At 48.0% G+C, this 19,987-nt stretch carries 22 protein-coding genes; 16 read left to right on the plus strand and 6 right to left on the minus strand.

What is annotated here, in order from left to right; all coding sequences use genetic code 11:
- The first annotated feature begins 382 nt into the window (after positions 1-382).
- On the plus strand, positions 383-1,342 hold the full coding sequence (gene rluC / locus NY07_RS11795) for a 23S rRNA pseudouridine(955/2504/2580) synthase RluC (protein WP_033539562.1): 960 nt from the start codon (positions 383-385) through the stop codon (positions 1,340-1,342).
- Positions 1,339-1,995, plus strand: coding sequence for an HAD family hydrolase (locus tag NY07_RS11800; protein WP_033539563.1), 657 nt, complete (start codon positions 1,339-1,341; stop codon positions 1,993-1,995). The genes rluC and NY07_RS11800 overlap by 4 nt, the downstream gene beginning before the upstream one ends.
- Here NY07_RS11800 and NY07_RS11805 read toward each other — a convergent pair.
- Positions 1,992-3,353: a sensor domain-containing diguanylate cyclase gene (locus NY07_RS11805; RefSeq protein ID WP_033539564.1), complete on the minus strand. Its 1,362-nt coding sequence runs from the start codon at positions 3,351-3,353 to the stop codon at positions 1,992-1,994. The genes NY07_RS11800 and NY07_RS11805 overlap by 4 nt on opposite strands.
- A gap of 156 nt (positions 3,354-3,509) precedes the next feature.
- Positions 3,510-4,112: a Maf family protein gene (locus tag NY07_RS11810; RefSeq protein ID WP_033539565.1), complete on the minus strand. Its 603-nt coding sequence runs from the start codon at positions 4,110-4,112 to the stop codon at positions 3,510-3,512.
- Between the two features lie 417 nt (positions 4,113-4,529).
- Between NY07_RS11810 and yceD the strand changes: the two genes are divergently transcribed.
- The 11 genes from yceD to NY07_RS11870 all read left to right on the plus strand — a co-directional run bounded on the left by yceD (position 4,530) and on the right by NY07_RS11870 (position 13,143).
- Positions 4,530-5,054, plus strand: coding sequence for a 23S rRNA accumulation protein YceD (gene yceD, locus NY07_RS11820; RefSeq protein WP_033539567.1), 525 nt, complete (start codon positions 4,530-4,532; stop codon positions 5,052-5,054).
- A gap of 17 nt (positions 5,055-5,071) precedes the next feature.
- The gene (gene rpmF, locus NY07_RS11825) at positions 5,072-5,242 is read left to right on the plus strand and encodes a 50S ribosomal protein L32 (protein ID WP_033539568.1); all 171 of its coding nucleotides are present in this window, start codon (positions 5,072-5,074) and stop codon (positions 5,240-5,242) included.
- A 14-nt stretch (positions 5,243-5,256) separates the two neighbouring features.
- Positions 5,257-6,285, plus strand: a complete 1,029-nt coding sequence (gene plsX / locus NY07_RS11830) for a phosphate acyltransferase PlsX (protein ID WP_033539569.1) — start codon at positions 5,257-5,259, stop codon at positions 6,283-6,285.
- Positions 6,286-6,294: 9 nt separating this feature from the next.
- Entirely contained in the window at positions 6,295-7,254 is a 960-nt protein-coding gene (locus NY07_RS11835) for a beta-ketoacyl-ACP synthase III (protein WP_033539570.1), read from the plus strand.
- A 46-nt stretch (positions 7,255-7,300) separates the two neighbouring features.
- Positions 7,301-8,227, plus strand: a complete 927-nt coding sequence (fabD, locus tag NY07_RS11840; RefSeq protein ID WP_033539571.1) for an ACP S-malonyltransferase — start codon at positions 7,301-7,303, stop codon at positions 8,225-8,227.
- A gap of 10 nt (positions 8,228-8,237) precedes the next feature.
- A complete protein-coding gene (gene fabG / locus NY07_RS11845) occupies positions 8,238-8,984 on the plus strand; it encodes a 3-oxoacyl-ACP reductase FabG (RefSeq protein WP_033539572.1) in 747 nt (248 codons plus the stop codon).
- A gap of 160 nt (positions 8,985-9,144) precedes the next feature.
- On the plus strand, positions 9,145-9,378 hold the full coding sequence (gene acpP, locus NY07_RS11850) for an acyl carrier protein (RefSeq protein ID WP_011865403.1): 234 nt from the start codon (positions 9,145-9,147) through the stop codon (positions 9,376-9,378).
- 167 nt (positions 9,379-9,545) lie between these two features.
- Entirely contained in the window at positions 9,546-10,787 is a 1,242-nt protein-coding gene (gene fabF / locus NY07_RS11855; RefSeq protein WP_033539573.1) for a beta-ketoacyl-ACP synthase II, read from the plus strand.
- Between the two features lie 44 nt (positions 10,788-10,831).
- Positions 10,832-11,305, plus strand: coding sequence for a hypothetical protein (locus NY07_RS11860; protein ID WP_235363922.1), 474 nt, complete (start codon positions 10,832-10,834; stop codon positions 11,303-11,305).
- 86 nt (positions 11,306-11,391) lie between these two features.
- Entirely contained in the window at positions 11,392-11,871 is a 480-nt protein-coding gene (locus NY07_RS11865; protein WP_033539574.1) for an acyl-CoA thioesterase, read from the plus strand.
- 396 nt (positions 11,872-12,267) lie between these two features.
- Positions 12,268-13,143 carry an NAD(P)-dependent oxidoreductase gene (locus tag NY07_RS11870; RefSeq protein WP_033539575.1) on the plus strand — a complete coding sequence of 292 codons (876 nt, stop codon included), beginning with the start codon at positions 12,268-12,270 and terminating at the stop codon, positions 13,141-13,143.
- A gap of 79 nt (positions 13,144-13,222) precedes the next feature.
- On the opposite strand, the gene cdd is transcribed toward NY07_RS11870, so the two are convergent.
- Positions 13,223-14,113: a cytidine deaminase gene (cdd, locus tag NY07_RS11875; RefSeq protein ID WP_033539576.1), complete on the minus strand. Its 891-nt coding sequence runs from the start codon at positions 14,111-14,113 to the stop codon at positions 13,223-13,225.
- A 98-nt stretch (positions 14,114-14,211) separates the two neighbouring features.
- Positions 14,212-15,624, minus strand: a complete 1,413-nt coding sequence (gene sbcB, locus NY07_RS11880; RefSeq protein ID WP_033539577.1) for an exodeoxyribonuclease I — start codon at positions 15,622-15,624, stop codon at positions 14,212-14,214.
- A gap of 164 nt (positions 15,625-15,788) precedes the next feature.
- Between sbcB and NY07_RS11885 the strand changes: the two genes are divergently transcribed.
- The 3 genes from NY07_RS11885 (at position 15,789) to NY07_RS11895 (ending at position 17,968) form a co-directional block, all read left to right on the plus strand.
- Positions 15,789-16,607 carry a hypothetical protein gene (locus tag NY07_RS11885; protein WP_033539578.1) on the plus strand — a complete coding sequence of 273 codons (819 nt, stop codon included), beginning with the start codon at positions 15,789-15,791 and terminating at the stop codon, positions 16,605-16,607.
- Between the two features lie 38 nt (positions 16,608-16,645).
- Positions 16,646-17,458: a 23S rRNA (guanine(745)-N(1))-methyltransferase gene (gene rlmA / locus NY07_RS11890; protein WP_033539579.1), complete on the plus strand. Its 813-nt coding sequence runs from the start codon at positions 16,646-16,648 to the stop codon at positions 17,456-17,458.
- A 303-nt stretch (positions 17,459-17,761) separates the two neighbouring features.
- Positions 17,762-17,968 (plus strand): cold-shock protein, encoded by a 207-nt coding sequence (locus NY07_RS11895; RefSeq protein WP_011865413.1) that lies wholly within the window; start codon positions 17,762-17,764, stop codon positions 17,966-17,968.
- Between the two features lie 231 nt (positions 17,969-18,199).
- Here NY07_RS11895 and NY07_RS11900 read toward each other — a convergent pair whose 3' ends face one another.
- On the minus strand, positions 18,200-19,105 hold the full coding sequence (locus NY07_RS11900; RefSeq protein WP_033539580.1) for an ABC transporter ATP-binding protein: 906 nt from the start codon (positions 19,103-19,105) through the stop codon (positions 18,200-18,202).
- Positions 19,102-19,956, minus strand: coding sequence for an ABC transporter permease subunit (locus NY07_RS11905; protein WP_088905936.1), 855 nt, complete (start codon positions 19,954-19,956; stop codon positions 19,102-19,104). Before NY07_RS11905 ends, NY07_RS11900 begins: the two co-directional genes overlap by 4 nt.
- Between the last annotated feature and the right edge of the window lie 31 nt (positions 19,957-19,987).

Here is a 19,987-nt window from a genome sequence, read left to right on the forward strand (position 1 = left end):
AAATTCTAATGTGCTTTCCGGTAATGCCAAAATCGATATGTGCTCGTCTGACGACAAGTTAAAATTAAACTTCGAATTTGGGGCGCTATTCTTAGAGAAACCACTTTGAAATGTGGTATTCATACTGTGTTTAGTTGTTTAAACTCGTTTTCTCGGTTTATTTTTGTATAACAACCTGTAAGTCAATAACTTACTACTCAGTAAAAATATCTTTTAGTCTCCGCTCTTCGCGCTTGCTTTGGGCGATTTGTGAACACTTTATTCACTATTTATCCCCATTCGCGTGGCAAATATAGCAACAATCCAGAAAATCAGCAAATGGAAAGGCACAAAACTTCTTATCTGATGTACAATATGCGGCTTGAAAGAGACAAGGCGTAGCATGAATAGTCAACAAGCTTTAAACAAGGTCGAGTTGGTCACCATAGATGAGGACCATTTGGGCCAGCGAATCGATAACTTTTTAGTCACTAAACTGAAAGGCGTACCTAAGAGCATGATCTATCGGATTGTGCGTAAGGGTGAGGTACGGGTCAATAAGAAACGTATTAAGCCTGAGTACAAGTTGCAAGATGGTGACGTGGTCAGGATCCCGCCTGTCAGGGTATCTAGCAACGAGGATAAGCCAGGTCCGAGTGCTAAGTTGACCAAGGTGTCTCAGTTAGAAGAGCGCATCTTATTTGAAGATAAGGCGATTATTGTACTCAATAAGCCCGCGGGGATCGCTGTCCATGGTGGTAGCGGCGTCGACTTTGGTGTCATCGAAGCGATGCGCTCTCTAAGGCCGCAGCAGAAGTTTCTTGAATTGGTTCATCGTCTCGATAAGGATACCTCTGGTGTCTTGCTTATTGCTAAGAAGCGCAGCGCCCTGAAACATCTACATGATCAGTTGCGTTATAAGAAGATGCAGAAAGACTACTTTGCCTTAGTGCGCGGCGAATGGCAGAGCCATGATAAAGTGGTTAATGCGCCGCTACTTAAATTAACGCTGAAGTCGGGTGAGCGTATCGTGCGGGTGAACCAAGAAGGTAAACCTTCAGAGACTCGCTTTAAGATAAAGCAGCGCTATAAGGGGGCGACCTTAGTGCAGGCCAGTCCTGTGACAGGCCGAACGCACCAGATCCGCGTACATTGCCAATATGCGGGTCATCCCATTGCCTGTGACGATAAATATAGCGAGCAAAAGTTCGATGACGCCATGCGTGAATTAGGGCTTAATCGCCTATTTTTGCACGCAGCGCAGCTTAAGTTTACCCATCCAGTGACAGAAGAGATAATGCAGGTTAAGGCGCCACTCGATACTGTATTACAAAAGTTATTGGATAAGTTGGATAAGGCATGAAACGATACGAATTAGTCATTTTCGACTGGGATGGCACCCTAATGGATTCGGTGAGCAAGATTGTTGCCTGTATGCAGCAGACCGCCATCGAGTTGAGCATGATGGTGCCAAGCGAATCATCGATCCGCGATATTATTGGCTTGTCTATGGATGAGGCGTTAAATGTTCTACATCCAAGTGCCTGTCAGCAGACTCGCAAAGCCATGATCGATGTTTATCGAAAGCAATATTTACAGTTGAATCAGACGCCAAGCCCTGTGTTTGAAGGGGCAGAACAGTTATTGGTAACGCTCAAAGCCTCGGGTCATCAATTAGCGGTGGCAACAGGCAAAGCTCGCGCTGGCTTAGACAGGGTGCTCAACGAGACAGGTTTCGTTGAACATTTTATGGCGAGTCGTTGTGCGGATGAAGCTAAGAGTAAGCCCCATCCGCAGATGCTGCATGAGCTACTTGAGCTCGTAGGTGTGGCACCTGAGAAGGCGGTGATGATTGGTGATTCGGTGCACGACCTCAATATGGCCAACAATGCTGGCATAGATGGTATCGGTGTAAGTTACGGTGCTCATTCGGCGCAAAAATTGAGTGAAGCTAACCCAGTAGCCATTGCGGCACGGCCATTGGAGTTGTTACCCCTTATTACCGGCCAAGCTTAGTTTAGCCGTTTCTGCTTTTTGTTTCGGTACATAGATTTGTCAGCTTGGCAGATCAGTGCCGAAACGTCTCTCTGTTCAGGATTGACCCAATGACAGCCAATACTGGCCGCAAGACGTAAGTGCTCGCTTTCATGGTATATCCCTTCATCTAGCATCTGATTGAGTTGCTGGCACAGCTGGTTTAACTGCCTTTGTTTCTCTGCACTGTCTTGTGTTTTAAAACTATGCAGGATAATAAACTCATCACCGCCGATGCGCGCTACCATCTCGGCCTGAGGACAGGCTTGCCTGAGAATCTCGGCTACCCCTTGTAATACTTTGTCCCCGATTTGATGATTGTAGTTGTCATTGATTAACTTGAAATCGTCCAAATCGAGATAGAGCACGGCTAAGCTTATCTCCTGCGGTGGAAGCTCGGGGAGTATCTCTGAAAAACGATTAAACAGGGCGAGACGGTTAGGTAATTTGGTCAGTGAGTCGTGGAGCGCCAGGTACTCACTCTTCTCTTTGGCCTTTTGCAGTTCGGTAATGTTGTGGGCAGATACTATGACCCCTTTGATTTGGCCGTTTTCATCCAGATGCGGATTATGATGCACATTTAAATATTGAGGCTCAGTATGAGAAGGTGGGTGGATTTTAGTCTGGGTGTTGACTGACTCGCCAGCCAGAGTTTTGTCCAGTAGCGGTTTTAAATAGTCATTAAAGATAGTTTTACCGTGGATCTCGCTGACATGTTTACCAATAATATCGCTGGCATCGCAGTTGAGCATATGCTCATAACCTTTAGAAACGACTAGATAGCGATAATCCTGATCGACAAAAGACATCATATGATGGGTCGAGGCGATCATCTCCTTATGCACAGATAGCTCCCTGGAGAGTAAGAGTCGTTTATATTCGATGCCGATACGCTGCGCCAATAATCTGAAAAATTCGCGGGACTTAGTATTCTCACGCTGGGGTAGGGTATCCATGACTAGAATATGTCCTATGGGGCGCCCCTCATCATCTAAGATCAACTCAGCCTGGTAGCTGACTGCGCCCAGATCTTTAATGAGTTGAAAATCGGGAAAGCGAAGAGGCAGATCGTTAGCATATAAAAGATGGGTGTTGGGGTAACGCATCTCATAGATGGCTTCGCAGGGGGAGCCTTTTAAATCAAATTCAAACCCGGGAATGCTTTGTTTTAGATCGCAAAAGGCGACTACTTCGATTTTTCCTCGATGAGTTGAAGGCCGGGCAAAGGCTGCCCAACGACATTGATTGACCAAGGCAAGCGCCTTGAGAGCGCGTTGAAAGAAACGCTCATCAACACAGGGCGCGGCAAGCAGAGCCAGCGCTTCTTCAAGATCAGTCATTACAGATAACCACCCAAATAAATGACTTCCCTGTCGCTGTTTATGTTATCAAAGTGTGATAAGACACTATCAAGTTAAACAGTTTTTCCCAGTTTGTGAAGTTTGAATTTGGTGTGTTCTGCTGGATATGTAAGTTATACCAGTGTAAATCGCTGTCTAGGCATGGTTAGGTGCAGGGCTTAGCACATCCACACCTTGTCGTTGCAGCATCTCTGTTAAGGTAATTAAAGGCAGACCCACTAAGGTATTGGGGTCGCGGCCTTCGAGGCGCTCAAACAGTGCGATACCTAAGCCCTCGGATTTAAAGCTTCCGGCGCAGTATAAAGGTTGCTCTGTGTCGACGTAATAGGCTATCTGCTGCGAGTTAAGTGGCTTAAAATGCACGGTAAAGGGTTCACAGATGACCTCGCTTGCCCCTGTGGCCGCATTATACAGAGCGAGCCCTGTATAGAAGGTGATGGATTTGCCTGAGGCGCGCTCGAGTTGGGCGATTGCTCGCTCTCGTGTGAGAGGTTTACCCACAATATCGCCTTCTATCAGGGCGACCTGATCTGAGCCAATCACTAGGCCTTGCTCTCGGCCATCGGCACCGGCTCTTGCTTTGGCCAGTGCAAGTCTTTCAACTAAAGCGATTACAGACTCTCCTTCGCGGGGAGTCTCATCGACTTCTGGTGCGCAGGTAGCAAACTTGATGGCGAGTTTCTCGAGTAAGGATTGACGGAAAACTGAGGTGGAGGCGAGTATGATTGGTGGTCTCATCGATTGGCCCTAAATTTCTTCTGTTATGCCAAGATTGAATGTCACAGGATAAACGTCGTTGGCAGAAAGTTTGTGGTGGCCATGATAAGCGATTTTATCCCAAAAGGGAGGTGTTAGCTAAGGCGACTGACCTTATTATATCGGCGGGTTTGAATATCACGGGAGTCAGGTGTTTAACCCGCTTGGCTGCAGACGGGCTATATTTTAGCAAGGGTGATAAAAAGCGGGTGCTAAGACTGCGCGAATGCTTCTATTTTAAGCGTGTGGGGCTTGAGTATCCATCGGCCCTTGGGTAAAATTTTCGTTCCAATAATTTTTGAATTAATGATGGGTTTTATCGCTTTCGTTATCGGGATCGGTAAAGGAGATAAATTTTCCTTTGACTCAGCGTAATTCAAACTATAATATGCGCGCCTTATGCAAACAGTAAAGATACCGGTTTCAATTGATCCTATACGCGCAGCGGCTAGCAAGCTTTCTTATGAAGGCGTTGTTCCCGGTGTGCAATTAAAGCGATTAAATGAATTATGTGCCGGCGACTGTTCCGATGTGGCAGTGTCGCTTGAATGTGGTGTGGATATACAGGGGATAGTCTACCTGAAAGGGAAGGCTGTGACGGAGCTCACTCTGAATTGTCAACGTTGCATGACGCTATTTACCACTGAGGTTACGGTCGACTTTTGTTTTAGCCCTTGCGGGTCTGAGGCAGAAATCGATGAGCTCCCGGATGCGTATGACCCTATTGAGTGCAATGAGATAGGTGAAATTCGTCTGCATCAATTGATTGAAGATGAATTGATAGTAGCTATGCCTTTGATTCCTATGCATGTTGACGACAGTTGCAGCAAAGGCGATCAAGATATAGTGGTAGGCGAGATTGAACCCGCTCAAGAGGAGCGTCCAAATCCGTTTGCAGTGTTAGAAAAACTGAAGAGCAAGTAATCTAGGAGACAGGTCAAATGGCTGTACAACAGAATAAAAAATCTCGTTCAAAGCGCGGTATGCGCCGTTCACACGATGCATTGAGCACTGCTCAACTGTCTGTGGATGCAACGAGTGGTGAAATCCATCGTCGTCACAACGTGACTGCAGACGGTTTCTACCGCGGTCAAAAGGTTATCAACAAGTAATCTGTTGATAGCTAATGACTAATCTGACGCTTGCGTTAGATGCGATGGGGGGCGATTTTGGCCCCCGCATCACAGTGCCTGCAACCTTGCAGGCACTTCGCTTATACCCCTTCTTACACGTCATCATGGTGGGTGACAGGTCGCAAATCGAACCTTTACTGAGCCACCTTGAATCTGACCTGCTCTCTCGTATCGAACTCCTGCATACCACTGAAGTGGTTAAGATGAGCGATAGACCCGTGCATGCGCTGCGTAACTGTAAGCAAAGCTCAATGCGTCTGGCTATCGAATTGGTTAGAGATGAGAAAGCCCAAGCGTGTCTAAGTGCCGGCAATACGGGCGCTTTGATGGCCATCTCTAAGGTGCTGCTGAAAACCCTGCCGGGGATCGATCGTCCGGCGCTGGTGAGCTGTTTGCCTGCTGTCAACCACAAGCCTGTATATTTGCTCGATCTTGGTGCCAATGTTTCCTGTTGCTCAGAAACTCTGTTTCAGTTTGCTGTAATGGGGTCTGTGCTGTGTGAGGCGGTGGATAAAAATCCTGAGCCTAAGGTGGCCCTGCTTAATGTGGGGATTGAAGAGATCAAAGGTAACGATCAGGTACAGCAAGCGGGGCAGCTGTTACAACAAAGCCCACAGCTCAATTACGCCGGTTTTATTGAAGGCGATGATATCTATTCGGGAAATGTCGATGTGATCGTATGTGACGGTTTTGTCGGCAACATTACCCTGAAAACCTCAGAGGGGATCGCAAGACTCCTCGTACATCAGTTGAAGAAAGGCTTAACTCAAGGCTTTTTTGTACGATTAATGGCCAAGTTAATCGCGCCGCGCATTAATAGTGTTTTAAATCAGATGAACCCCGACCACTATAACGGAGCAAGTCTGATAGGATTGCGCGGCATTGTAGTAAAAAGTCATGGAAGTGCGGATGAATCTGCCTATTTACAAGCAATTAGTTTGGCAGTGACCGAAGCACAACGTCGACTCCCTAAGATGATTGAAGAACGTCTTGAGTCGATCCTTTTAGACATAAATAACTGATATCTCCTTATGTATACAAAAATTCTCGGAACTGGTAGTTATTTGCCAGCGCAAGTCCGTAGCAATCAAGATCTGGAAAAGATGGTGGATACCAATGACCAGTGGATTGTTGAACGTACCGGTATTTCAGAGCGCAGAATAGCCGCCAAAGACGAATCTGTATCAACCATGGGTTATGCCGCTGCCGTCAAGGCCCTGGAAATGGCGGGCATTGACCCGAAAGAGCTGGATATGATTGTTTGCGGTACCACGAGTGCCAGCAACGCGTTTCCTGCCGCCGCCTGTGAAATTCAGGCCATGTTAGGTGTGCATTCGATTCCGGCGTTCGATGTGGCTGCGGCCTGTTCAGGCTTTGTCTATGCGTTATCTGTTGCGGATCAGTTTGTAAAAACTGGCGCCGCTAAGAAGGTGCTGGTTATCGGCGCCGATGTGCTGTCACGTTTGTGCGAGCCTGACGACCGCTCCACCATCATCCTCTTTGGTGATGGTGCCGGCGCCGCTGTGGTTGGTGCTTCTGAAGAGCCAGGTATCATCTCTACCCATATTTATGCCGATGGCCGTCAAGGCGATCTGCTTAAGTGTTCCTTCCCGCCACGTGCTGGCGAGTCCTCTGAGGCCGTAGGGTACATGACCATGAAAGGCAACGATGTCTTCAAGGTTGCTGTGACTCAGCTGTCTCATGTGGTCACCGAAACGTTACGTATCAATAACGTGGAAAAATCTGAAATTGACTGGTTGGTTCCCCACCAGGCTAACTTCCGTATCATTAAGGCGACGGCCAAGAAGTTAGATATGAGTCTGGACAAGGTGGTATTGACCCTAGCTAAGCATGGTAATACCTCTGCCGCCTCAGTACCTATCGCGCTGGATGAAGCCGTGCGTGATGGCCGTATCCAACGTGGTCAACTCCTGCTGCTCGAAGCCTTTGGGGCTGGTTTTGCCTGGGGCAGTGCGCTTGTTCGTTTTTAGTCGATTTTAGTACTAGAATACATTGATTTAGCAAAGGTATATAAAAATGGAAAAGATTGCTTATGTTTTCCCTGGGCAGGGATCTCAGGCCGTAGGCATGCTTGCCGAATTGGCTGCAGAGAATGAAATCATTGGTCAAACGTTTGCCCAAGCCAGCGAAGCATTGGGTTATGACCTATGGCAACTGGTACAAGAAGGCCCAGCTGAAACTCTGAATCAAACCGATAAGACGCAGCCTGCATTGTTAACTGCCAGCGTAGCAATTTGGCGCGCGATTCAAGCTACCTCGGCGCCTCAGCCTGCAATGCTTGCCGGCCATAGTTTAGGTGAATACTCGGCATTGGTTTGCGCCGGTGTTATCGATTTCAAAGATGCCGTTAAACTGGTTGAGCTGCGTGGACAACTGATGCAACAGGCTGTACCCGCTGGTACTGGTGCCATGTTTGCTATTATTGGCTTAGATAACGAGGCTATTGCCAAGGCGTGTGAAGACGCAGCGCAGGGCGGAGTGGTTGCACCGGTTAACTTTAATAGTCCTGGTCAGGTCGTGATTGCTGGTGAGAAGGCTGCGGTTGAGCGTGCTGCCGATGCTTGTAAGGCTGCCGGCGCCAAGATGGCTGTTGCCTTGCCGGTGAGCGTGCCATCTCATTGTGAATTAATGAAACCTGCCGCAGAGAAATTGTCTGAGGCATTAAGTGCTATCAGTTTTACAGCGCCGAGCATTCCAGTGATCAATAACGTTGATGTGGCTCAGCCAAGTGATGTCGAAGCGATCAAAGATGCCTTGGTTCGTCAGCTTTACTGTCCGGTTCGCTGGTCTGAAACGGTCGAAATGATGGCCGCAGATGGCGTCAGCCAGTTGGTTGAAGTCGGTCCGGGTAAGGTATTAACAGGTCTGGCGAAAAGAATTAATCGATCGCTGAGTGCAAAAGTGGCTAATGATCCAGCCTCAGTTGCTGCACTGAGCGAATAAGGAGTAATAGATGAGTTTCAATCTAGATTTAACTGGCAAGGTTGCCTTGGTAACAGGTGCAAGCCGTGGTATTGGCCGTGCAGTTGCCGAAACCTTAGTGGAAGCAGGTGCTGTGGTTATTGGCACGGCTACCAGTGAACGCGGCGCAGCTGCGATTCAGGAATATTTGGGCGATAAAGGCCATGGCTTGGTCTTAAATGTGACAGATAGCGATTCAATTGACCAATTATTTGCCTCGATCAAAGAAAAAGTCGGTGAAGTTGATATTCTAGTCAACAATGCGGGTATCACACGCGACAATCTTTTGATGCGAATGAAGGAAGATGAGTGGTTAGATATCATAGATACCAACCTGACATCTCTCTATCGCACCTCTAAACAGGTGATGCGTTCAATGATGAAGAAGCGTAGTGGCCGTATTATTAACATTGGCTCTGTTGTAGGTACAATGGGCAATGCAGGCCAAACGAACTATTGCGCAGCAAAAGCTGGTTTGATTGGATTTACAAAATCTCTTGCAAGAGAGGTTGCATCTCGTCAAATAACAGTGAATGCTATTGCTCCTGGGTTTATCCAGACAGATATGACGGATGAGCTGACGGAAGAGCAGCAAAAAGGTATTATGTCACAAGTTCCAATGGAAAGACTGGGACAGCCGCAAGAGATTGCAAATGCTGTACTGTTTTTGGCATCGGATTCAGCGGCTTACATTACAGGGGAAACTCTGCATGTAAACGGCGGCATGTACATGGTTTAAACGTTGGTTATAACAACCGACTGATTTTGATTGATTTTTGGCGTAGACTTACGTAGGTTTTGTGGTTAGACCACAAAAGTTAAGCTTGCATTGTGTGCCAAATTGAATAAACTACTCGCAATCTTACGCAAGTGCGTAATTTGAATAGGAAAGAAAACTAATGAGCAACATCGAAGAACGTGTAAAGAAAATCATTATCGAGCAACTGGGCGTTAAAGAAGAAGACGTAAAACCAGCAGCATCTTTCGTTGACGACCTAGGTGCAGATTCTCTGGACACCGTTGAGTTGGTAATGGCTCTAGAAGAAGAGTTTGACACTGAGATCCCTGATGAAGAAGCTGAAAAGATCACTACTGTTCAAGCAGCGATCGATTACGTTTCTAAGAATCAGTAATACTGAATTCTCTAAAACAGGCGGCAATTATGCCGCCTGTTTTTGTTTGCGAACTAGGAGCATTAGGGGGCGAACGCCTATCCAGTTTTCTTGTGCTATAACCTAGTAGGCCTTTTTATTTCGGTCTCAAAGGAGACCTTCATCTCATTTTAGTCAAAGGTGAAAACGTGTCTAAACGTCGTGTAGTCGTTACAGGTATTGGTCTGGTCACGCCTGTGGGCAATACCGTAGAGGCGTCCTGGAAAGCACTGCTTGCAGGACAAAGCGGTATCGCACCAATAACCAAATTTGATGCCAGCGAGTTTTCAACTCGTTTTAGCGGTTCAGTCAAAGATTTTGATGTTGAGCAGTACCTACCTAAGAAAGAGGCCCGTAAGATGGATCTCTTTATTCAATACGGTATGGCGGCTGGTATTCAAGCCATTGAAGATGCCGGACTGAATATGGAAGTAGAAGACCCTGCTCGGGTCGGTACCGCTATCGGCGCGGGTATGGGTGGCATGCCGCTCATCGAGGCGGCTCATTCTGCCTTGTTAAAAGGCGGTCCACGCAAAATCTCTCCCTTTTTCGTCCCTAGTACCATCATCAATATGATCGCGGGTCATCTTTCGATCAAATATGGTATGACTGGCCCTAATTTTGCGGTGACCACAGCCTGTACTACAGGTGTGCACAACATAGGATTTGCAGCACGTACCATCGCCTATGGTGATGCGGACGTGATGATTGCTGGTGGCGCAGAAGATGTGACTTGTCCGCTAGCGGTGGGTGGCTTTGGTTCTGCCAAGGCGCTGTCTACCCGTAATGATGATCCGCTTGCGGCGAGTCGTCCCTGGGATAAAGACAGAGATGGTTTCGTCATCGGCGACGGTGCGGGCATCATGGTGATGGAAGAGTACGAGCACGCTAAGGCGCGCGGCGCGACTATCTATGGCGAGCTCGTAGGTTTCGGTATGAGTGGTGATGCGTTCCACATGACGTCTCCACCGGCAGATGGTGCAGGTGCCGCCGCTGCGATGGAAAATGCCATTAAAGATGCGGGCATCGAAAAGCAACGTGTAGGTTATATCAATGCTCATGGCACATCGACACCCGCCGGCGATAAGGCTGAAGCCTCAGCGGTGAAAAGTGTGTTTGGCGATCATGCCTACAACTTGTTGGTGAGCTCTACCAAGTCTATGACTGGGCACCTGTTAGGGGCTGCAGGCTCAGTAGAGGCGATTATCACCTTGCTTGCGCTGCGCGATCAGATTATTCCGCCAACAATTAACCTGGATAATCCAGATGAAGGCTGTGATCTTGATTTTGTACCTCACGCGGCTCGAGCTCATCAGTTTGATTACGCACTGTGCAACTCATTTGGTTTTGGTGGTACAAATGGCTCACTCCTGTTTAAACGCGGTGAGTAAAAGCTAGCAGTAATTAGAAAAAGCACCTTAATGGTGCTTTTTTTATGTTTGAATTAAGCCCAAATGACGCGTCGATGAAGCTTTATTCATCTCTCTTGGCAGCACTTAAAACTGGGCAGATAATCCGGCTCTATTCACTTCACTTTGTTGGTGCTAATGTGCTAAATCCCGTCGTTGTTCCCTTACTACCTATTGTTGGTTTGTTAACTGCTAATTTGAATACCTTGATCCGTGGTGAGCAGAAGTTAAGTATCCCTATTGGTTTAAAGACTTTAACCGCCGCGGCTTGCGCCTTTGCCTGTGTTTGGTTTGCGCTGCTGATCACTGCCATTTATGGCGGGGGAGAGAGCGACTCGTTTGCCGGGATCGAGGTGCTAATGTTTTTCGCCCTGGGTTTCTTGCTTTATCGGTTTGTCGATCTGTCTCGTTTGCTAGGCGCAAGTGCGCAGGTTTGGCTGTATCGGTTAAGCTTGCCTTTGATTGTGATGGCATGTCTTGGCGTGATTAACTGGGGCTAATCAGTGAGTAGCGTGATTCTTCGTTACTATCTCAGCCTGCTTTGCAGTACACTTTAGATTCACTATTTAGAATGAGGCGACAAGCAATGGCAGGACAAGATAGAGAGATCACTTTACGATTTCTGGCCGAACCAGCCGATGTCAATTTTGGTGGCAAGGTCCATGGTGGCGCTGTGATGAAATGGATCGACTTGGCGGCTTATGCCTGCGCCGCTGGATGGAGTGGCAAGTATTGTATTACCGCCTATGCTGGCGGCATACGCTTCATAAAGCCTATTCATGTCGGCAATATCGTAGAGGTGAGCGCTAAGGTTGTCTATACCGGTCGCACCTCTATGCATCTGGGAATAGATGTAAAGGCTGGCGATCCTAAAAACGCTGACCGTCACCTCACCACGCACTGCATAGTGATCATGGTGGCGGTAGATGATGAGGGTCACCCTACGCCGGTGCCAGAATGGGTGCCGGTCACTGAGGAGGATAAGGTGATGCGAGATTCGGCCATCCGTCTGATGGATATGCGTAAGAGGATTGGCACTGAGATGGAAGCTCATCTCAAGCCTTAATCTGTCTGCTCGCGTCTATCACTTAGGGCTGTCTTTCGATAGACGCTGCTAGCGTCCTTAATCATAGTGATTCCCCCTATTTTTCGCTTTGGACGATAAAGCTTAGCGCTTGTACATGCTTTGATATTGCACTAGGGAATCGACATCTGCAATTTGTGTCAGTGTGTTGATGCAAAGGCGTTTTGTTTAAAAGCTTTAACAGAAGAAAGCTTTGTCCGACTGTTGATTGCTTAAGAGTACAGATGCGGCGCCCTAGTGAAAAATTCGAATCTATCGTTTAGCATGTGGCACAATATGCCCCGTGTCTACAGCCCACAAGGCCTTATACCCCCAAATAAAACCTTTCTTCAAGAAGGTGAATAAACAGTATTAATCAATAAAGAGATAGGACAGAAGATGGCAAAGGTAGCATTTTTAGGATTAGGCGTGATGGGATACCCTATGGCGGGTCATCTGGTGAAGCACGGTCATGAGGTTACTGTCTATAATCGCACCCAGACCAAGGCACAAGCTTGGTGTGATACTTATGGCGGTAACTGGTGCGCAACCCCCTTTGAAGCCGCCAAGGGGCAAGACTTTGTGTTTGTCTGTGTCGGTAACGATGACGATCTACGCTCCGTCGTCTTGGGTGATACCGGCGCTTTGGCCTCCATGGCACAGGGCAGTATCTTAGTTGACCATACAACGGCTTCTGCCGATGTCGCCCGGGAGTTAGGCGCCGCAGCGAAGGCTAAAGGCGTTGGTTTCATCGATGCGCCAGTATCTGGTGGTCAGGCTGGAGCTGAAAATGGTGTGTTAACCGTGATGGTGGGCGGTGAGGTTCAAACCTTTGAGGCTGCCAAGCCGGTAATGCAAGCCTATGCTCGTTGCGCCGAGTTGCTGGGCGAGGTGGGCAGTGGTCAGCTCACCAAGATGGTAAATCAGATCTGTATTGCCGGTGTGGTGCAGGGTTTGGCTGAAGGTTTACATTTTGCTCGTAGTGCCGGCCTTGACGGTGAAAAAGTGGTCGAAGTGATCAGCAAAGGGGCCGCTCAATCCTGGCAGATGGAGAATCGCTATCAAACCATGTGGCAGGGACAATATGACTTTGGCTTTGCGGTGGACTGGATGCGTAAAGATTTGGGCATCGCTCTGGATGAAGCGCGCCGCAATGGTTCACATCTGCCATTGACCGCCTTAGTGGATCAATTCTATAGCGAAGTGCAGGCTCAAGGTGGTCAGCGCTGGGATACTTCGAGTCTCCTGGCGCGTTTAGAAAAGAGCCGAGGCTAAGACATAAAAAAGGACTGCTAGGCAGTCCTTTTTTTGTGAGTTTAATCTGAGTCTCGGTAAGCGGGTAGGTACTTGTCGATTAAACCGGATCGACCATGATATGTTCAAGCTCAACCGCCGCGACCGCGTGCAAGGCATCCATGGTTGCACCCACTAGGGAGATCTTACCTTGGCTGGACTCGATCAGTACGGCGCGATTGATCTCGCTGAAATCACGGTTATGTCTGGCCATGGCTGATAACGCCATCTGCATGGGGAGCATGGAAGGGTTAAAGGCTGCATTTTCCGCATACCGACCGCAGAAGGTGGCTCCGTCTCGGGTTTCTAGTACCACGGCGGCATAGCTCTGGCTGTATGGGGCGTAGCTGAGACTTAAGTGATCCAGCGCCTCTATGATCATGGGATCTGAACTTTCCAGGGCAAACTCATGTTGCTGTTTTGACAGTAAGGGAGTCTTAATATTCAGATCGCTTGGCCCAAAAGCATAGGGTAGATAGTGAGATAAAGGTTGAGTTGCTTGCTCTGGCAGGTGGATCTTAATGGCTTGACCTTGAACCAACTCGTTCATAAATTGGCGGCAGTGTCCGCAAGGCGAGGCGTTGACTATGATATCTTTAATACCCGTTTCACCGCTTAGCCAGGCGTGACTGATAGCGCTTTGCTCGGCGTGTACGCTATGAAAGAGTGCCTCACCATCCAACTCCAGGTTAGCGCCCATATAGATATCACCGCTAGCTCCCTTGGCGATGGCGCCCACATAAAACTCACTGATGGGAGGTCTTGCCAATGCTGCGGCTACGGGCAAGATGGCTAGCAGTAACTCATCGTGCGACATATTGGCGGCTTTGGCTAAGTCGTCGACTTGCTGGGCATCCATGTGGCCGACAAAGTCCTGATTCAATAAAGGGACTAAATGATCTGCCAAAGGTTGTGGCAGTTGAGCTATGCAGTGAACAAATCTATCTTGCATGAGCTTGATCCTTAAATTGTTAAGCTATTGGAAAATCATTTTAGTAACTAAGTTACCATGATAACGGGATCTTACTCCCATTTCGACCGCTGTTTCCCTTAAAGATTGCTAAGATAATGACATAACGCCGTCAATAATTTTTGCTTTTCTTCATCCGACTCAGTGTCATTGACTAAGGTCTCCAGCTTTATCATATAGTCTGGATCATTTAAGCGCGCCTGACAGAATGTTCGCCAGCGTCTCTGCTCGGTATCATCCAGGGTTTCAGGGTAGTTGCGTGCCCGATAACGAAACAACATTTCAGGTAATCTGGGATCGTCAAATTGCAGTTCCAGTGCCGCCAGGTGCTGGGGCGCTGTATGGCGTATGATCTCCATCTTGCTCTTATCTGCATGGCTGAAAAAGCCGCCGCTATAGAGCTGCAAGTCGGGATCGCTGCTTGCATTGTCATGTTCGATGTCAAAGACGGCGACCAGTTTCTCTCGGATCTCGGGATGTTGACGCAGGCGCTTGTATTGCTCGCGAGCGAAATCTTTATCTATCGCTAAACGCTCTGCGTTTTCATCTGTTAGTGTCTTGGCGGATGCAATGAACGGACATTTATTGATATGCAATTGCTTTAAACCTACGGGCAACTCGTCGCTGGCCAAGTCGGCCCTTGGCGTGTACATGCGCTCACGAATTTCAGCGGCGCTGAGTTCAAGCAGCGGCGTGATGTCCATAGCAAGGTTGACACAGATGATGGCATTTTTATTGGTGCTATGGTGTGCAACAGGAGCAATAAGTGTGGTGCAACCGTTAAGGGCGCTTATCTTTGAGCTCACATGCACTAAGGGTTGCATATTGAGTACGTCAATATGCTTGCTGACTTCGTTCTTCTTGCGCAGATTAAAGTAATAGTCGAATAGCTTAGGTTGCTGCTGCTTAACCAGTTTCGCCATGGCAATGGTGGCGTAGACATCCGACATGGCGTCATGGGCTTTATCATGGCTGAGGTTATTGGCCTTTGTCAGCTGCTCTAGTTTAAAACTTGGGCTGCCATCCTCTTTTTCGGGCCAGACAATACCTTGTGGTCTTAAGGCGTAACAGGCGCGTACTAAATCTATGATATCCCAACGGCTGTTGCCGTTTTGCCATTCGCGCGCATAGGGATCATAAAAGTTTCGATAGAAGCCATAGCGGGTCACCTCATCGTCAAATCTTAACGAGTTGTAACCTGCTACACAGGTGTTGGGCTCAGTAAAGAGGGCGTGGATCTTTGCCATAAACTCAGCTTCTGGCATGCCTTTCAGGTTTGCCAGCTGTGGAGTGATCCCTGTGATTAAGATGGCTTCAGGGGAGGGCAGATAGTCGCTGGCCAATTTGCAATAAAAGGTTTCAGGTTCTGAGATGATGTTGAGATCCATGTCAGTGCGGATACCGGCAAACTGCGAGGGTCTGTCCTTGGCCGGGTTGGCACCGAAAGTTTCATAATCGTGCCAAAAGATGCTGGGTGATTGATTCGCTGGCATAGAGTAAGGCTAGAGTGTGATTAGTGGCACTTATCATAGCACCCTGATTTATGCCTGCACTAGTTTAACGGGTTATTTGCCCTATTTGATTGAAATAACGTCACTTTGAAGTTGGCAGTCACTTGGCTAGCCAGTTACAATGGTCGGCTAATGAGGAATAACCCATGTTTGAACCACTACTCACGCAGCCGCAATTTATCGAACTGACGCAGACGAGCCAGTTACATCTCCGCTTACGTGAGCCAGTGAGCGATTTCAGCTTGCAGCAGACGATGGGAGGGCACTTACTCGAGTGCGTGATTAGCCAAACCTCGCAAGGGGCAAGTGCATTGATTGTCAGGGCGCATCCCTATTTAATTTGCGATCCGATATCAGATAAGGCTCCCACCTTCGATGTTGGTGTTGTGTCAGAATCCCTGCCTCGTGCACATGGTCAAGGTTGGCGTTTGTTTAGCGCCATCGGCATGTCGCCTGTCATGTGTGCAGAGATGTTACGCGCTGGGCTAACTATTGGCGTAGAGCAGATCAATCAGGAAGTCATCTTTCACCCTCAATTTGATCATAAATGGCTCTTGGTTCCATTAGAGCGTGATCTACGTTTATTTGGGGGCCCAAGAGAGTTACGCCGCGCTAATGCTGTGTTGGCTAGATGCCAAGACCATACCCTGTCGGCCGAGGGCCTGCTGTTGGAAATCGGTGAGATTGAGCAGGTCAGACAGGAGCTGGCGCACTATGCTAATCATAACAGTGTTAAGCAACACGGCGTAATGTTGAGCGAAGTGACCAACGTGGATGGACAGTTGCTGCGTAAGAAGCAACTCTTGTCCCATCGTTACTATCAAAGCGTGCAACGACCTAATTGGCAAGATGCCGCAAATCAGCAAGAGGACCTGGATACTCTAAAGCGTAAGCTTGAGTCATACCAACTTCTCGCCCCGCCTGAGCTAAACCTGATGGTTGAGCAGATGTTTTTAGAAGACTAGCTTGGGGCTTTAGGGTCAAACAAGCTTTGGAAGAGTGAATGAATTACCTTTGTCCTATATGTCGTTGCCCGCTTTCGCTTATGGAGCGCACCTGGTGCTGTGAGGCAAACCACAGGTTTGATTGCGCTAAAGAGGGCTATGTTAATCTCTTGCCGGTGCAAAAAAAGCGTTCAAAAGATCCTGGTGACAACAAAGAGATGATGTTCGCCCGACGCGAATTTTTAAATAAGGGGTATTATCAGGCCATGAGTGATAGGGTGAATGCTCTGGCTCTTGAATATGCCGACGATAAGCGGCATGGGTTGGATATCGGCTGTGGTGAAGGCTATTATTCTCACCGCCTGCACCAGGTGATGACGGCTGAGCATGAGTTTGATTTGCAGGGACTGGATATTTCAAAGTCGGCGCTAAAATATGCTGCCAAGCGCTATCCTCAGATAGGTTTTTGTGTTGCCAGTAGTTATGAAATGCCCTTTGCCGATCAGAGTTTCGATTTTATGCTGCGAATCTATGCGCCATCGCAAGATCAGGAACTAAGGCGAGTGGCCAAAGCGGGGGCCATATTAATTACGGTGGCCGCAGGTCCGCAGCACCATTTTGCTTTGAAGCGGGTGATTTATGATACACCAAGGGAAAATCCCGAGGTGGATAGCCAGATTGAGGGGTTTGAGCGACTTCACAGCGAGCGGCTGACCCAGGAAATGACCATTTCTCAAGGGGAGGATATTGGCCATTTTTTAGCGATGACCCCATATCACTGGAAATTTACTGCGGCTCAAAAGCAGGCATTAATCGCCGCGCCTTTAACCTGTGAGCTCGACTTTAAGCTTGAGGTCTTTCGTGCCTGCTAGCTGGTTAATCATTGTTTCATTTGTCTATTTTTATCCGCTTAAAAAAAATTAGTGTTTTTATACGACTTTTAAGATGAATTTTTTCTAACAACTGACAGATATGTAAGTAAAAAATAGGATTTAGCCCTTTGAATCTTTGTTGACATACGGTCAGAATGATTTATAGTGAACTCAGCTTGAAGGTTGGGCTTAACTTTATGTGTTCAATACGACCAGTTCGTCCTGTTAACATAAGTAATACCGGCATTTTCCAGCTCTACTGCCGTTTAAGGCTTTATTTTATTTAGTTACAGGATTTATATCATGTCTCAAGTTACTGGCGTTGTTAAGTGGTTCAACTCTGACAAAGGTTTTGGTTTTATCGAGCAAGAGTCTGGCCCAGACGTTTTCGTACACTTCCGTGCGATCAACTCTGACGGTTTCAAAACTCTAGACGAAGGTCAGAAAGTGCAGTTCACTGTGACTCAAGGTCAAAAAGGTCCACAAGCTGAGAACGTAACTGTTATCTAAGCTGACCTTTAAGTAGCCAAGCGCTACTTAACAACAGAATTCCAAGAGCTGTGATTTTTATCACAGCTCTTTTTTTGTCTGCAATTTACCTAAAGGCTTGGCATCTAGCTATAAAGCTTTAACCGCTTTAGACAAAGATACGCAACTAAGGCGGCAGAGATAGCAGAGCCCTTACAGTAGAGATAAAAAAGCCAGCATAATGCTGGCTTTCTGTTTAGATGTTGCAGGAGCTTAGGCTTGAGAGAACAGCTTATCTTCTAAGGTTCTGCCACGCTGGATGGCGCGATAACGCCAATTGTGCTGTTTAAACAGGGTAAACAGCTGGGTCTCTAGGGCAAAATCGGCGCCCAACTGGTAGTGGAGGACAAACTCCTGAGCCTGGCTAGATTTTACCGAATGTACCTGAGGAAGCTCACGCAGAGCTGCTAGCAATGCCTCATCATCACAACTGTGCATGGTCAGAGTCAGATATTCGTCGGCCTGATCATCTTGTATTGAGATAGATTGGTTCAGAACACCTTTCTCTAAATAGAGCACCTTATCACACAGTTTTTCCAGTTCTGCCAGGTTGTGAGAGCTAATCACAAAGGTCGTCTTACCGATTTGTGAGCGCACCAGGTCGCGAATGGCCTTGGCATTCGCCGGGTCGAGCCCCGCCGTGGGCTCATCAAGCAAGACTAACTCGGGAGAGCCAATTAACGCTTGGGCGATAGAGACGCGTTTGCTCATGCCATGACTGAGAGATAAGGGCTTTTGTGGGGCGATATCAGCCAAATCCACCAGAGCCAATACACGCTTGACCTCTTGCTGCGCGTCTGTGCCGCTAAAGCCTTGAAGGCGGGCAAACAGACCCAGTTGTGCCTCAACAGTGAGGTTAGGATCGAGTCTTGCGTCTTGGGGGAGGGCGGCTACCTTACCAAGTAGTGCATTACTACCCGGTGCATGGCCTAAAATGGTGACTTTGCCCTCGCTTGGGCGAATATAGCCGCATAGCAGCGAAAACAGTGTGGTTTTACCGGCGCCATTAGGGCCAACCAGCGCAATGGGCTGACCCGAGGTTAGCTCAAGATTGACATCATTAAGTGCTCGTTTGCTGCCGTATTGTTTACCAAGGTGTGTGCAGGTGATCAGATTCATAGTGCGATCCTCGCCATATAACTTCTTCCTAATAGCAGGAGTACACAGGCTTGAAGCAAAGGAATGGCCGCCACAGCGAGACTGCTGAGTCCTTTGGTATTGATCATCATTGAGAGCTGCGCGCCAGGTATCAACCATTGCAGAGCGGCGCTGAGATCCGGTAGGTAATGGGAGATTATCCCATTGATGATAGTGCCACCCGCAAGGATCAAAACCGCATAGATACTGGCCTGCCTCGCCGAGTTGGCGTGCAATGACAACAGGGCCATCAGCGCAGTAAAGGGGAGCAAGACTATCATGATATTGGTAAATACCAAGAGCCCGGAGCCCATGGCCAGCCAGACAAGGGATGGATCACGATAGGCGACCAGCAGCAGGGTGGCTACCAGAGTCAATAGGAGCAAAATTCCCTGGATTAGCAGGTACCCTGTGACACGTCCGAAAAACAGTGTATCTCGGCTGACTCTCAAGGTGAGAAAACGAAAGCTTCCCCTGGCCCTGTCGGAGGCAAACTGATCGGCGCCCACGAACAGGCTAAAGATAGGGAACAGATAGAGAGCGGCAACCCAGACAATGGCCATTTCCGCCACGTTCCATGACAGCAGTTCGCCTACATTGGCAGCGCCAAATACGCCTTCGAGTAATTGTTTAAAATCTGGTGAGAACAGATAGATAGACGCTTGTTTTACCGGATACCAGAGAATAAGGCACCAGACCAGCGCGAACGTTGCCAAACCTATCATACCGCGAGTGCTAAAGAGGATTTTTTTAAGCTCGAATTTGGCTAGTTCCAAGGCCGCACTCCATGAGCTCCGGGGGGTTACGTTTTCCAAATATGATTCCTTTATCACTAAATTTGCACCCAGCCTAACATCTCTAAGT

The organism is Shewanella sp. ECSMB14101, assembly GCF_000773485.1.
In the GTDB taxonomy this organism is placed as follows: domain Bacteria; phylum Pseudomonadota; class Gammaproteobacteria; order Enterobacterales; family Shewanellaceae; genus Shewanella; species Shewanella marisflavi.

What these genes read in the sequence shown, in the direction of transcription:
- rlmA (WP_033539579.1), top strand. Translation starts at nt 16,646, where the DNA reads ATGAATTACCTTTGTCCTATATGTCGTTGCCCGCTTTCGCTTATGGAG.
- acpP (WP_011865403.1), top strand. Translation starts at nt 9,145, where the DNA reads ATGAGCAACATCGAAGAACGTGTAAAGAAAATCATTATCGAGCAACTG.
- NY07_RS11810 (WP_033539565.1), bottom strand. Translation starts at nt 4,112, where the DNA reads ATGAGACCACCAATCATACTCGCCTCCACCTCAGTTTTCCGTCAATCC.
- NY07_RS11835 (WP_033539570.1), top strand. Translation starts at nt 6,295, where the DNA reads ATGTATACAAAAATTCTCGGAACTGGTAGTTATTTGCCAGCGCAAGTC.
- rpmF (WP_033539568.1), top strand. Translation starts at nt 5,072, where the DNA reads ATGGCTGTACAACAGAATAAAAAATCTCGTTCAAAGCGCGGTATGCGC.
- cdd (WP_033539576.1), bottom strand. Translation starts at nt 14,113, where the DNA reads ATGCAAGATAGATTTGTTCACTGCATAGCTCAACTGCCACAACCTTTG.
- fabD (WP_033539571.1), top strand. Translation starts at nt 7,301, where the DNA reads ATGGAAAAGATTGCTTATGTTTTCCCTGGGCAGGGATCTCAGGCCGTA.
- yceD (WP_033539567.1), top strand. Translation starts at nt 4,530, where the DNA reads ATGCAAACAGTAAAGATACCGGTTTCAATTGATCCTATACGCGCAGCG.
- sbcB (WP_033539577.1), bottom strand. Translation starts at nt 15,624, where the DNA reads ATGCCAGCGAATCAATCACCCAGCATCTTTTGGCACGATTATGAAACT.
- NY07_RS11885 (WP_033539578.1), top strand. Translation starts at nt 15,789, where the DNA reads ATGTTTGAACCACTACTCACGCAGCCGCAATTTATCGAACTGACGCAG.
- NY07_RS11860 (WP_235363922.1), top strand. Translation starts at nt 10,832, where the DNA reads ATGTTTGAATTAAGCCCAAATGACGCGTCGATGAAGCTTTATTCATCT.
- NY07_RS11870 (WP_033539575.1), top strand. Translation starts at nt 12,268, where the DNA reads ATGGCAAAGGTAGCATTTTTAGGATTAGGCGTGATGGGATACCCTATG.
- plsX (WP_033539569.1), top strand. Translation starts at nt 5,257, where the DNA reads ATGACTAATCTGACGCTTGCGTTAGATGCGATGGGGGGCGATTTTGGC.
- fabG (WP_033539572.1), top strand. Translation starts at nt 8,238, where the DNA reads ATGAGTTTCAATCTAGATTTAACTGGCAAGGTTGCCTTGGTAACAGGT.
- NY07_RS11895 (WP_011865413.1), top strand. Translation starts at nt 17,762, where the DNA reads ATGTCTCAAGTTACTGGCGTTGTTAAGTGGTTCAACTCTGACAAAGGT.
- NY07_RS11900 (WP_033539580.1), bottom strand. Translation starts at nt 19,105, where the DNA reads ATGAATCTGATCACCTGCACACACCTTGGTAAACAATACGGCAGCAAA.
- NY07_RS11800 (WP_033539563.1), top strand. Translation starts at nt 1,339, where the DNA reads ATGAAACGATACGAATTAGTCATTTTCGACTGGGATGGCACCCTAATG.
- rluC (WP_033539562.1), top strand. Translation starts at nt 383, where the DNA reads ATGAATAGTCAACAAGCTTTAAACAAGGTCGAGTTGGTCACCATAGAT.
- NY07_RS11805 (WP_033539564.1), bottom strand. Translation starts at nt 3,353, where the DNA reads ATGACTGATCTTGAAGAAGCGCTGGCTCTGCTTGCCGCGCCCTGTGTT.
- NY07_RS11865 (WP_033539574.1), top strand. Translation starts at nt 11,392, where the DNA reads ATGGCAGGACAAGATAGAGAGATCACTTTACGATTTCTGGCCGAACCA.